This is a genomic window from Leptospira noumeaensis, from assembly GCF_004770765.1.
Lineage (GTDB): Bacteria > Spirochaetota > Leptospiria > Leptospirales > Leptospiraceae > Leptospira_A > Leptospira_A noumeaensis.
Map to the genome: position 1 here is coordinate 1 of NZ_RQFK01000026.1, position 13,383 is coordinate 13,383.

The window sequence follows — 13,383 nt, forward strand, 5'->3', positions numbered from 1 at the left end:
TACTACCGGTTTCATGAATCGCTAAAGATTCGTGCGGTAAAAACCAAAGTAATTTCAAAACCCAAGCGGTCAACAAGCTTTTATAAAAAAGTTCGTGGTTCAAGAAAGAAAGATAAGTTTTTTTTGTATGAGTTTCAGTGTGATGATAGAGGTTATGAGACATAATTCAGGAGGCAGAAGAGAAGGAGGAACGTGGCAATTAACAAATGATTGGTGGCGATAACAAAAAAGCTAACGGAGGATTGCTGGTGGAGTTCAAGGGACGAACTATTCGACTACTGATTGTTAGATTGTGCGGCGGCACACTTGAGTTGGATTATGATGTTCCTGTGATAGAAACAAATTACATCTTCTTTTCTATCTTAGAGTTTGTTTGATGGAAGAAGCCGGATGGGGGTTGTTTGGTGGTTGAATGAGTTTATCTTTCTGTGGGAAAGCTTGTGTGTGATAGAACTATGAACTTTTGGGAAAAATATTTTGAGGGATTACAGTTCTGTTTGATGGAATGAGCGCTCTCTGGTAGAAGGAAGCCATTGGGTGGCGGGTCTAGTTCCCCACCCTACAATCAGGGCGGGGTGATCATATTCACTAATACCTAACGTTAAACTGCATGTAACCATACCCTTCACGCGATGTCTGCCCGTAACTGACCGAAGAAGGGTTCAAAGGTATATAACCAAACTCTAAAGTTTCTTCATCAAGACCTAACATATAAAATGTAACTGCGGATACAAGCATCAGTCCCATCATAATGACCATAGGCCCTGCAACCAATTGACGATCCCTGCGGTTTTCCATAGGGAGTGTTCCGGCCACACGTTTCAAATTTCTAGCTTTTGATTCGGCATCATTGATGATAGAATTTTGCACACCATACCAAAAGAAAAACTCATTAGGATTATTTTGATAAAAAGAAGTAATGGCAGTAGCATTAACAAGTGTCACCTCCGATCTAGCCGCGGAATAAGCCTGCCTTGATGCATAGTTCAAATAAACATAACTTGCATAGAACAAAAGAGAGCCATACAACGAGTAGGTGGCAAAGTCTTTATAAGTGTGATCCAAAAACACGTTTTGTTTATTTTTATAATAAACATCGGTTTTTCCTTCTCTCATTTCTATATCAACAACCAACTCTTCGTTGTCCTTGGCATCGACTGCTCGAAAGCTATCAATGTAACCTTCTTTGGAAACCCGCAAGCGATTCATTCCAGAAGGAATGGCAACACGATTCAATGGTGTTTTTCCCAAATATTGAATCCCCAAATATACATCGGACTCAACATTGGAATTAACAGTAATCAAGGAACTACTCAACTTCAATGAAAGTTTAACATCGAGTGCAAGAGTTTTTCCCTTCTCTAAATGAACTTCCTGTTTATAAGGATGAAACCCTTCCTTAAACACAAATAACGACCGTTTGCCGATTGGTGATTTTTTACCAACCATAGGAGTTTTCCCCAAATAAATTCCATCCAAATAGACAAGTGCACCCTCTTCTCCCGAGGCAGAAACCTCAACAGTTGTAGTTTCTTTTCCCTGCAATTTTTCTCGAATGGATTCTCCAAGTGGGGCCATTTCTTGGTAAGCTCGAATTACTGATGTTTTATGTTCAAAAGGAATGGTTTTACCTTCAAAGTCATCGTAAAGAAAAACTTTAGTGATCAATTCATTGTCTTTGGATTCAAAGGAACCAGTGATCATATAATCACAATTTAATTTAGAGGCGAGACCAAATGATTCATCAGGAGTCGGAGCTCGCCTATCCCAGATTTGCTTCAGCGTAACTTTTACATAACGAGGATCTTTTTCCGGAGCCAGTTGTTTTTTTCCAGACCGAAGGTCATCCAAATCCTTTTCATTTGTAATTTCTTTTTTCTTCCTTTTGACATTGGGAGATTCTGCATCAATTTTCTCCTGAAGGGTCATCTCAGGAGCATCACCAAATGAATGATAAACTACGTTTGCTTTCGGGTGTTCCACATAAGTGTATTCTAAACTTCGAAGTTCAGAAATTAAAACCGAAGGAATTCCTTTGACTAAATATTCTTTGGTTGGATCGGGACTCGTTGCGACAAAAGAAAACAAACATAAGTTACGAGTTGATTCATAGGTAATACTACCTTTATAACTTTGTTTAGGAAAATTATAATAATCATCAATGGAATATATTGGCAGAACATTGACCAAAAGCCCGATGATGATGAATAATGCTGAAATTTTATGTTTCATTCTTTTTCTGGTTAGATCCCAAAGAATACACCAAAGTTAAAATGGCAACTACCGGAAGCAAAACGGAAACAGGTGACTTGTCAAAATAATCTTTCGAAAATGAGATCTGTTCTCCTAATCCAGGACCTGTATCGCCAATGGATGTTTGGATTCCTAAATAGGAAAATAACGCTGTTGTCATCACAACAGCCGGTAATCCCGAAAAAAATAAAAAACCAAACATATCCTTTAGTGCCGGAAGGTAATGTAAAAGCACCAATTGGTAAGGTTTCGCTCCCATACAAAATGATGCCGATAGATAAGAACTTTGTTTGATTTCACGAATTTTTGCGGTGATGGTTTCGTAAGACAATGCCCAATCAGAGACAAGAATCGCAATAAAAATAGCAAAAGGATTTTCGGGTAACAAACTCATCACAACCAAAGCAGAAAGTAACGAGGGAATGGCGAGTGAAACAGATACGATCCCCGAAAGAATAAAGTCCGATATTTTTGGGAAAAAAAGCGAAAATGCAGACAGAAGAAAAGATACAAAAATTGTAAAAATCCTGGCAGGAACCACAAGAACAATCGTAGACAATGAACCATAACAAAACAAAGCAAAATTATCTCGGCCCAGTCTATCAGTACCTGCAAAAAAATCAGGGGAAAAGATGGGTAAGTTGTTATTCGTTAGATCTACATAAGTGGGTGCTGGCAAAAAAATGACTCCGAGAAACACCAATCCAAAAAAGAAAAGTCTTAATATGATATGAACTTTTAGCTTCATATCCCACCCGAAAAGAACCGCTGAAGATAAAATCCAATCCGATTCAAAACATAAAACAAAATTCCTGAATACATCAGAAGAGTTGCGAGTAACTGAGTATCCATCGATTTAATGGAATAATACAAAGACTTTCCGACTCCAGGGAAAAAGAAAATTTCTTCTACAACCATCGCTCCGGACAAAAGAGATCCAAAATCCAATACCAAAAGAATGAGAGCAATCGGAAGCACCTTTAAGAAAACTTCCTTCCCTACAATATGACTCCAAGGATAAGACCTTGTTAACAATAATTGAACATACTTCGAATCGGCTTCTTTACGAATCTCTGGCAATAAATACAAAGACATTCGAGCATAAATACGAGACCCTAAAGTGATCCCAGGCAAAACCACATAGTAAGTATTACCAAACTCATATCCACCAGGAGGAAACAAGTCTAAACGATAAAAAAATACAATTAACAAGAGTATGGCGACAATGAATACAGGTGTTGAGAGAATTAAATTTGAACTAAATGAAACAAAATCATATAAAACTTTTGATCGAAAGTAAGTGGCAGCAAGAGAAAATCCAAAAGCAAAAAATGATCCAAATAGAATGCTAAAGATTGCTAGGTGAAGGGTAGAAAAAAACCTGCTCCCGATATGTGAATAAACCGTTTCCCCGTTATCAGTTTTACCCCCAGATTCAAAAATCAAAGATTTCCAAAATAGAAAATACGAGGATAAAAAATCATTTTGTTTGTTTTGAATTTCGGATATCCCTGCGTCAGCATACAAATAAGATTTATCTTTTGTATGAAACTCAGAAACGAAACTACTAATACAAGATAACAGTAGTAGGAAATACAGAAAACGGAAAACTTCCGACTTCACTGGATTAACTTTTGGAAAGGAAGGCCTTTTGGATTTCTTCGAAATTTTTGGCTTTTATGAGTTTTTCTCTTTCTTCCGGAATGTTGAGTGTTTTTGCAATCAAAGCCAATGTTTTGATATGATCTTGAAACTTATTCTTTGGAACAATGAGCATAATAAAAATTTGAACCAAACCGTGATCAAGAGCATCAAAATCGATCCCTTGCGGCGCAATTGCCATGGCACATTTTAATTCGTTTACATAATGAACCGAACAGTGTGGTATTGCCACCCCACTTCCAATTCCTGTAGACATTGATTTTTCACGATTCATTAAGGAAGAAACAGTCTCTTCTTCAAACGTTTGATCTAACGATTGTGTGGCGACCATATGAGAAATCATCTTTCGAATCGCATCCTCTTTAGTAGATGCTTTGAAGTCGAAAATGATATTTTTAGGATCCAGAATCTCTAGAAGCTGATTCATATGATTAAGTTACTCCCACCTTTTCAAGATCGACTTATTTTCCAAGAAAAACCCTGACAAGTAAGCCTTCCAAAAGAAAAAAAACAACCAAGACCAAAACAGCACTTATCCCCATTTTACCCACAAAAAAGGCAATGGGAAGCAAAATGGCAAAACTCAGTAAGGAAACATAATAAGATCCGTAAAAATTCCTACCAGGACTCATATGAAAAAAGAAGGCAAGTGCGGAATAAGAGAGAACCCAATTGAAACTCAAATTGCCAGAACCGATTCCCCATAGAGAAAATAAAAAAAGCCAACCGAGGAAAAATCCAAGTAAAACTGTCCTACGAAAGGAAACCCAAGCAATTCCTACGAAAGCATAAATCCCAAGGACATCAACAAAAGACAAAAACTCTTGTCCCTTCCAAGGAGTAACACTAAACCAAGGAAAGGTGAATGGCAAAAGGGAATTTTCAAAAGGAATCCCCGTCCAAGGTGTTAGCTCCAATGGAGTACGAAATGAATATCCAAGCAAAGAAAAAACTGTATCCCAAATCAGAACAAAAAGCAGTAACAAACTAAAAATCGGAACTCGCAAAGAGTAGTGTTGGCCCAAAAAATAATGGGTTATTAAAGCAAAAAGAAATGCTAGCGGCAACAAAATGGGATGAAACCAAGCAGTTGGTAGTATGAGAAAAACTATGAGTAATTGAGAAAGAAGACCCAGCCAGTATGGTGACTGGTTCGCACGAATACAAAAACCTAAATATACTACTGTGAAAATAGATGCAATAACAATGGGCAAAATGGGAATGGGTTGTATATGAGCGAGGGAAAAGCCAAGAAATCCTATTAATGTTAGGAAATAAAAAAAATCGGCAAAAATTTCTGACGATTTAATGCCCCAACTATTTTCAGATAGAATATAAAGGTTCTTAAGCATACTTTAACGGTTGTTAAACCATAACTCCTTTAATTCGTTTCCGGATGTCAATGCCTGAAGGACAATAAACCGTACAAATCCCACAAGACACACAAAGATTCTTTTCAAATTCTCCGACCCTACCTTTGATGAGTTGCACTGGATTTGCATGAGTAGGACAATAATTGTTACATTCCATACAATCAATACAACTGAATTCTTTTCTAGAAGCAGGAAGTTTTTCGTATAAGGTAATGGAGTAATGTTCGTAAATGTTAAAGTAACCAAGAGAAGCAACATCCATTGGTTTTACTTCTTCAAACACTGTTTCGAAGGATGCAATCTTATATCGTTTGTCTAAGTTTGTTGGAATGAATGCTAAGGACTGACCATTCGTTAAAAAAAACTGACGTGGTTCCAAATCCATTCTTCCTTTACGATCCACTAAAAAAACTGCCAAGTGCCTTTTGGTAAAAGGTTCGTTATAATACAACTTTCTTAAAACATGAAAAATGGTTTCTGCACCTAAAAATAAAACTTCGTATCCAATGAGCGACTTTCTAGTTTTATCCACAGGTATTTGGAATTGTTTATGTAAAAAATATTCGGGAATTCCATTTGGATGTTCAAAACCTAAATTTGGGTCTTCAAAAAAATTTGATATCTCAGCTTTGGGAAAAATTGAACGTAACTGCTCAATAAAAGATAAATAAGCATCCTTCATATCACGAAGGATCATTTCCTCAAAGTTTAAATGTTGGTATCTACAAAATGGTGATAAAACAATTTTAAACGCAGAATCTTTGTTAAACTTTTGAAAGTAGTCCTTAAGCGGAGTTTCGATCAAATCCAAAGAATTTAAGGCACCTGTATCAAATGATTCCAATAAAGAAGGTAAATCATACTTCTTAGGTTGGAAAGGAGATGAAGTCGACCAAGACCCATCTTGTTTGATTTGGAAGTACTTTTGATCGGAAGTGAGACTGGCAACTCCGTTGACAGGTGCAAGCACCTTCTTACCGTTATGCGCAAGCATAACCTGGCCATGTGTCACTCGAGAAGGATAGGAATCAGAGAGAACGCTGCCCGCAGGAACGGGGATCAGGAATTGACCCTGAATCGTCCGTTCTTTTTTGTTTTCAGTTTTATGAAATTTGCGAGCGAAGGCGCGAGGTAACCTGGGAAACAACACGCCGATATTGATTTAGACGGCTTTCACCATGTAGATTTCGTCTTTGATTGGGAGTTCTTTTTTCAAGTTCTTGATATAAGGTAGAATCTCTCCCATTTCTTCATAATACTCGCAGTTTGTTTGCATACGACGAGCTACAGTAAAGTATTTATAAAGTTTTTCTTCACCGGAACGTTTTGACCATTTCTTCTTATTACATTTGACTCGAAGAATGTATTTATCTTGCTCCGATTCGTATTGGCGAACGACAACACAATGCAAACAGTTCGCGCAGTAGACTTTTTCACTCATGGATGACCCCTGAACCTAGGTTGAATTTACAGCTTTTTGGAAGGAAAGGTTTCGTCAAGTAAGTACCATCGCTTCTTCCTTAAGCGACGGCACGTAGTTCCTTTTCTGCTTTGGTCGCTGGTTTGAATTTCCAGAACGACTCCGCCACAGAAAGATAAGAGACATAGAAAAACCCAATAGAATAGAGAACCATAAAACCGATCATATATGGTTTCCCTACCAAGAAGGATAAATAAATGCAAAATAGACAATAAGCACCCATAAAGAATTCGAGGAAAGCTCGGTAATCCACGGGAACCACATACTTAATTTTGTCCTGCAAACTATCCCCCTCTTTCTCAATTCTGAGTTTTGGAGTGCGTTTGAAACCAGATTGGACACCAAAAACGGCTTCCACCCAAGCATAAGTGTTCATCACAGCAATCCCCGTTCCAATCATCACGAGGATAGGAAGGTAAATTAGTTTGGATTTCCAATCTTTGTGAATTTCCCTTTGGGAATACGCGTAAAAAATCACAGGACCCATAGATCCGATGGAAAGAACCGCTGCCGATCCAAATAGAACTTCCATTGGAAAATCATCCATCTTAAACCCTGCCCAAAATTCCATAAGAAGGAGAGGAGCCGTAAGGAGGATGTTGATGATCATCAGTGGATGCACAGAATAATTGATTAAGTGAGTGATTGCCTCACCTTTGATTTTCCAGGATTCCTTGGATTTCCAAATGCGCGGGATGAGTTTGACTGCGGTTTGGATGGAACCTTTGCACCAACGGAATTGTTGTGCTTTGTATGCGTTCATCGTAGCAGGGATTTCTGCCTTACAAACGACATCTTTGATGTAACGGAATTTCCAACCTTTGAGTTCGGCACGGTAAGAAAGATCAAAGTCTTCCGTGAGGGTGTCATGTTCCCATCCACCAGCATCTTCAATACACGAACGTCTCCAGATACCGGCAGTTCCATTGAAGTTCATCCAAAGGCTTGAACCGTTTCTTGCGACTTGTTCGATCATAAAATGACCGTCGATTCCAAAACTTTGTGCTTTGGTTAAGATATTATAAGTTTCGTTGATATGGCCCCAACGAGTTTGAACCATCCCAATGGATTCATCTTCGAAGTATCCCATGGTGCGAAGGAGGAAATCAGAATCAGGAGTGAAATCAGCATCAAAAATAGCAATGTAGTCACCTTTTGCTTTTGCCATCCCTTCATCCAAAGCACCCGCTTTGTGTCCTTTTCGATTGGTTCTATGAACGTGTTCGATCCAAATTCCTTTTTTCTTGTACTGAGCAACGAGAGTTGCCACCTTTTCAATGGTTTCATCAGTGGAATCATCCAGAACTTGGATTTGGAGTTTTTTTGCAGGGTATTCGAGATTACATGCAGATTCGATCAAACGATCTACCACATAAAATTCGTTAAAAATAGGAAGTTGAACCGTAACCGTAGGAAGGTTTTTATCCTTTAAAGAAAGGATCTTTGTTTCGTCCTCCGCACAGTTTTGTTTGTATTTGCTATACAAAAACACCATGAGGTAGGTGTGTAACCCGAAGTAAAAAAGAACCAAAATATCAAAGCCATATAAAACCAAAAACGATATAGATAAAAACGTGAGCATAGTTATAGTCAAAATCGGCACATAGGGCATTTTGGTCAAACATTTTGTGCACCGCCAAATAAAATTAGATTTTCTTTAGTTTGCGAAGGAAGCCCATACGGCAACCTTGGTAGCAAATTCTATGGATTCTCAATGGAAACGTTTCTGGGAAACCGGCCTCTTCCCCTCACTCGAGTTTAGTCTTAGCCTATCCATTGGTTATGTACTCTCTCTATTCTTTTACGTAGCCGGATCTGAACTTGCATTAATAGATCGTACAGATACAGCTTATCCTGTATTACAAATCCTTCTTGTGATTTCTTTTTCAGTAGGGTTTATTTATCGAAAATACAAACACACGTTACCCGTAAGTTTAGCGACTGCACTTTTGGTTGTAGCTGCCATACAAATTTTCTGGTTTTTGAAACCTAATTCTGCTGAGTTTTTAATCGATTATATTTTCTCCTTTGAATTGGTTTTACTCAGCGGAATTATTTCCGCATTTTGTGTGGGGATTTACGGTGGATCTTTACGTGACTTTCGTTTTTTAAGTTTTGCGCTTGGTGTCACAGCTTTTACCTTTTATTCGTTATTTGAACCCAACCAAAACTATTCCATGAAAGTTTTGTTAGCTGTTCTTTACATTCTATTGTCCTTTTATTTAGTCAGCACATTTGTTCAAAGAGATCCTTATTCTAGTAAATTCTATAAAATACGATCCAAAATCGGCAAACATCCGCTATTTGCTCCTTTTTACAGGTCAGCCCTTTCCCTTCTCATCTCCTATTGTATTTTACATATATATTTCCAACCAGGACCAAAAATTCCGCTCATCCTTTCCGTATCTTTTTCAGTTATTTTCGGTAGAGTGTTATCTTTGCTTGGTGGGTTAAAAAAAGAAACTAAGGCAGTATTTTTAATTGGTAGGGTTGCTCTGTTATTTGCCTTTTTCTTTTTTATTTACCAAACTTACTGGAGTTCTTTTTTTATAGCACTTTGTATCATCACAGGTTCCATTGTTGGATTTTTTAAACCAAACAAAACTGCTTATAAAGAATATTTGTTAGTGGGAGTAGAGACAAGTATTTACCTTGGACTTTCTTTTTTGTTATACTTTTGGAATTTACCTATGGGAATCCGAACTATCTCTGCACTATTGTTTGTTCCTGTATTAGTTTATCCCTACTTAATGCAAAGGCACATTGTACGATTGCCAAGAATTTTGATGTTGGCCATAGCGACATTGATTGTTTTATTATTCTTCTCACCACCAACAATTAGAACAAACTCCCCATTTTCCAAAAAAGAAATCTTTGATCCAATCCCTTTCGCGATTACCAATATTTCTTTTAATGATGAAGAATATATTTTTTATAAATCGGTTTTGCCATTTGCATCGAACCCCTTCCTTCCCAAACGTTCAGAAATCAAAGGGAAAACCGTTGTTTTGGGACTCAGTTCAAACCAGTCACAGATTATTTCTTATATTGAAAGACTGAGTCAGGAACAACACCCATTTCTAATTGTTACCACACGAAATAAAACTAATCAATTTCATCACATCAATGCCCTTTCACTTCTCAGCAGAAAGTCTTATTGGAATTTTGATATTTATTATCCAAGTTATTTGGATTCAAAAATTGGATTTGCGAATTCACTTCCTTCAGATTGGAAACTTAAATACTTCGCCGAAAAATTAGACAATGCCACAACTTTGGAAGTGGTGAGCACATTAGATTCCGTATTAAAATATTCTTCTGGAGATCTAAGAAAAGATGCTTTGGAGATCAAACATTTATATTACGAATCCTTCGCAGAATATGCGAGGTTCTATCATACGTTAGGCCAAAACAAACTAACATTAGATTCAATCGCAATTGCCAGAAAATTTGAACCTCCAAAATCTGATTTACTGAGAATTGCATTTAATAGTTTGAAATTCACGACACCAGAAGCAGAATACATTCCCATTCTCGAGGATTTAAGTTCAGATACTGAATTTCAAGAATTTGCCTGGAACTCACTGATACCCATGTTTGAATCCCTAGGAGATTGGAATAATGCGCTTCGTACAATGAGTTCATTAGAACGATTTTACCGTTCCAACAATCAAATTGATCAAGCCAACGAACTAGAGTTAGCTCGAGTTCGACTTTTCATCAATCAAGAAAATTGGAAAGAAGTAGAGCCCATTATATCAATGAAAATCAGAGAAAATCCAAACTCAGTGATTTGGGAAAGACTAAAGAACGAAGTTATAGAAAAAAAAGATTCACTTAGAAGGTTGAGTGTTCGACCTGATGTGAGAGAGGCAAGAATCCAATGATCCATTCCACAATACTCGGAATCCTCGCAGCCGTTTTATCGGTTTTTGTAGCTATTTTAATTGAAGGTGCGTCTTTACGTTCCTTCTTTCATTTACCCGCCATGTTACTCATCGTCGGAGGAACGTTAGGTGCAACATTTGCATCCTATTCCATATCCCAAGTCACAAAAGCAGTTACAGACATCAAATTTGTCCTTTCTAGAAAAAAAGAAAATGATCTCAAACTTGTTTTCTTTCGGTTTTGGGAAAAGGCTAGAAAAGATGGACTTTTATCTTTGGAAGATGAAGCCAAAAAATTGGATAATCCATTTTTACAAAAAGGAATTCAATTGATTGTGGATGGTTCCGACCCAAGAACCATCGAAGAAATTTTATGGGAAGCCCATGAAGAAGAAGAAAAGAACGATTTAAAATCAGCAAAAGTCTTCGAAACCGCTGCTGGATTTTCACCAACAGTGGGAATTATAGGAACGGTTCTTGGTCTTGTGACTGTACTCGAAAATTTAGATGGGGGAACCAAAGTCCTGGGACAAGGAATCGCCACAGCATTTATTGCAACCTTCTATGGAATTTCATTTGCCAATTTGATTTTATTACCCATTTCCAATCAGCTTAAAGTAATCGCCAAACAAGATAGTAACGAACGCCAAGCCATTATGCGAGGAATTTTATCTTTACAGTCGGGCGAAAACCGCAGGATTCTAGCAGAACGAATTGATCCCTTTGTTAAGTATTAAAATTTAGACCTTAGTTTCTGGTTGGATCAGAAACAATTGGTGGATTTTTTCGTCCCGAAAATCTTTCGGGATGGATTCTTTTGTACGATTGATACATTGGAATCCACGTTGGTTCCATTCCTCTTCAGCAACTTCCATTTTAAACTTTCGAAAGTTTGTTGAGAACCAAATTTGTCCATCATCTGTTAAAAACTTTGTTAACAATAATAAAAGAAGGTTTCTGTGTTTAGATTGAACATCCCACTCTTCGAACATTTTTTTGCTATTAGAGAATGTTGGTGGATCCAAAAAAATTAAATCGTATCGTTCTCGGTTAGGATTCTTTGTTTCTTCTTCTACCCATTGTAAAATATCAGCATTTATAATTTGATGATTGGTTGATTTAAATCCATTGTGTTCTAAATTTTTTAAGGCCCATTCACAATAAGTTTTAGAGAGATCCACACTTTTTGTTTTTTTTGCACCACCTGACGCTGCATAAACGGAAAAAACACCGGTATAAGAAAATAAATTAAGAACAGATTTTCCTTTCGATTCCTTTCTGATCCAATCTCTCGTAACACGATGGTCTAAAAATAAACCTGTGTCTAAATAATCAGAAAGGTTGATTCTAAACTCCAAATTGGATTCTTTGACCCATTCGAAGTTTCCTTCGATAGATAATTTATCGTATTGGTCTGAACCTTTTTGTTTTTTACGTCTTTTTAAAAACAATTGATCTTCGGATATTTGGAATACATCGCGAACGATGGCCGCAATTCGCTCAAACCTTTCCTCGTGGCCCTCTTCTGCTTGAAACCGTAAGGAACTTTTATCGTATAAAACAAAACCACTGGGATAACGATCCAAAATACAGGATACTTGTGGAATGTCTTCCGAATAGATTCGATAACATTCAACTGATTCTCGTTTTGCCCATTTTTCGAGTTCCTTCTTTAGTTTGCGAAGGCGGTTTTCAAACATGGTAAGGGCACCAAATCCCCGTTCGGTCATGGAATTTCCTTTTTTAGGGGAGGTTGGGAATTTTAGGTAGATGTCCCCGCCCTATCTAGACTGGGTGGGGTTATCCACCCGCCACCCAATACGCTCCATCTACCACGGCCCGCCGAAAAAGTCCTTAATAAATCAAAATCCAAATGATTTTTTTAAATTCAGTTCATGTTTTTGATTGGTTGAAGAATGAACACAAAAAAGACTGTCGGCTATGTCAACGAAAGATACCACCTTCATTTATTGTGACGGTAGTTCCCGCGGAAATCCAGGCCCAGCTGCCATTGGGGTTTCCTTCCAAAATAATGATGGAATCGAATTCTTTTTTTTATCCGAAAAAATTGGAACCGCAACCAACAATGTGGCAGAATGGCAAGCCTTGTACCGGGGAATGGAAGAAGCCATCAAACAGAATTTACAGAAAATCAGATTTCGATTGGATTCAGAACTTGTCGTCAAACAGATGAAAGGTGAATATAAAGTAAAAAACAAAGATCTTCTTGTTTTCAAAAACAAATGTGAGTCTCTAAAAACATCCTTTCAAAATTTTGAAATCCAATACGTTCCAAGAGAACAAAACACTAGAGCTGACCAACTAGCAAACCTTGCCCAAGATGCAAAGGATTGATTGACCTAATGCAGATTTTCTTGAATCTATCTTCCCTTTTGATTCTAATCATGTTTTTATCAAATTGCAAAAAATCAGTGACTCGCCAACTAGATGATTTGTTAGATTCGGGAACTTCATTCCAATCAGCAACATTCTGCGAAAAAAATAAAACCCTACTGATAGATAGAAAAGAAGACTGTGATAGGGTGACTCAATTAGCGAAAGAAGAAATCGACACCATTCTCAATCGAAAGTTAGATTTGGGTATCGCCCCTGTGATTGTTGAAAAAAACAAAGGAAAACAAATTGAAGAATTTCTACAGGTTCATACCCGGATGGGAATACGTTACTGGGAAATCTGGAAAACAAACGTGATTTTAGAATAGACAAT

The 13,383-nt window shown here is 37.4% G+C and carries 13 protein-coding genes; 4 read left to right on the plus strand and 9 right to left on the minus strand.

Features of this window, described 5'->3' with window-relative positions; all coding sequences use genetic code 11:
- Positions 1-588 precede the first annotated feature (588 nt).
- From EHQ24_RS08190 to EHQ24_RS08225, 8 genes are all read right to left on the minus strand, one after another.
- The gene (locus EHQ24_RS08190; protein ID WP_135601192.1) at positions 589-2,232 is read right to left on the minus strand and encodes a PEGA domain-containing protein; all 1,644 of its coding nucleotides are present in this window, start codon (positions 2,230-2,232) and stop codon (positions 589-591) included.
- The gene (locus EHQ24_RS08195; RefSeq protein ID WP_135601193.1) at positions 2,222-3,001 is read right to left on the minus strand and encodes an ABC transporter permease subunit; all 780 of its coding nucleotides are present in this window, start codon (positions 2,999-3,001) and stop codon (positions 2,222-2,224) included. Before EHQ24_RS08195 ends, EHQ24_RS08190 begins: the two co-directional genes overlap by 11 nt.
- Positions 2,998-3,876: an ABC transporter permease subunit gene (locus tag EHQ24_RS08200; RefSeq protein ID WP_135601194.1), complete on the minus strand. Its 879-nt coding sequence runs from the start codon at positions 3,874-3,876 to the stop codon at positions 2,998-3,000. The genes EHQ24_RS08195 and EHQ24_RS08200 overlap by 4 nt, the downstream gene beginning before the upstream one ends.
- A 4-nt stretch (positions 3,877-3,880) precedes the next feature.
- Positions 3,881-4,342, minus strand: a complete 462-nt coding sequence (locus EHQ24_RS08205) for a PTS sugar transporter subunit IIA (protein ID WP_135601195.1) — start codon at positions 4,340-4,342, stop codon at positions 3,881-3,883.
- Positions 4,343-4,376: 34 nt separating this feature from the next.
- Positions 4,377-5,267 (minus strand): hypothetical protein, encoded by an 891-nt coding sequence (locus EHQ24_RS08210; protein ID WP_135601196.1) that lies wholly within the window; start codon positions 5,265-5,267, stop codon positions 4,377-4,379.
- A gap of 13 nt (positions 5,268-5,280) precedes the next feature.
- Positions 5,281-6,282, minus strand: coding sequence for an ATP-binding protein (locus EHQ24_RS08215; RefSeq protein WP_135601197.1), 1,002 nt, complete (start codon positions 6,280-6,282; stop codon positions 5,281-5,283).
- Between the two features lie 168 nt (positions 6,283-6,450).
- A complete protein-coding gene (locus EHQ24_RS08220) occupies positions 6,451-6,729 on the minus strand; it encodes a hypothetical protein (RefSeq protein ID WP_002973362.1) in 279 nt (92 codons plus the stop codon).
- A gap of 79 nt (positions 6,730-6,808) precedes the next feature.
- Positions 6,809-8,350, minus strand: coding sequence for a cellulose synthase family protein (locus tag EHQ24_RS08225; protein ID WP_135601198.1), 1,542 nt, complete (start codon positions 8,348-8,350; stop codon positions 6,809-6,811).
- Between the two features lie 121 nt (positions 8,351-8,471).
- Between EHQ24_RS08225 and EHQ24_RS08230 the strand changes: the two genes are divergently transcribed.
- Together EHQ24_RS08230 and EHQ24_RS08235 are read left to right on the plus strand one after the other, a co-directional pair.
- Positions 8,472-10,655: a hypothetical protein gene (locus tag EHQ24_RS08230; protein ID WP_135601199.1), complete on the plus strand. Its 2,184-nt coding sequence runs from the start codon at positions 8,472-8,474 to the stop codon at positions 10,653-10,655.
- Positions 10,652-11,392: a motility protein A gene (locus EHQ24_RS08235; RefSeq protein ID WP_135601200.1), complete on the plus strand. Its 741-nt coding sequence runs from the start codon at positions 10,652-10,654 to the stop codon at positions 11,390-11,392. The genes EHQ24_RS08230 and EHQ24_RS08235 overlap by 4 nt, the downstream gene beginning before the upstream one ends.
- Positions 11,393-11,395: 3 nt before the next feature.
- Here EHQ24_RS08235 and EHQ24_RS08240 read toward each other — a convergent pair whose 3' ends face one another.
- Entirely contained in the window at positions 11,396-12,385 is a 990-nt protein-coding gene (locus EHQ24_RS08240) for a class I SAM-dependent methyltransferase (RefSeq protein ID WP_135601201.1), read from the minus strand.
- A gap of 211 nt (positions 12,386-12,596) precedes the next feature.
- Between EHQ24_RS08240 and EHQ24_RS08245 the strand changes: the two genes are divergently transcribed.
- Positions 12,597-13,010, plus strand: a complete 414-nt coding sequence (locus tag EHQ24_RS08245) for a ribonuclease HI family protein (protein ID WP_135601202.1) — start codon at positions 12,597-12,599, stop codon at positions 13,008-13,010.
- Positions 13,011-13,018: 8 nt separating this feature from the next.
- Positions 13,019-13,378, plus strand: coding sequence for a hypothetical protein (locus tag EHQ24_RS08250; RefSeq protein ID WP_135601203.1), 360 nt, complete (start codon positions 13,019-13,021; stop codon positions 13,376-13,378).
- The last annotated feature ends 5 nt before the right edge of the window (positions 13,379-13,383 follow it).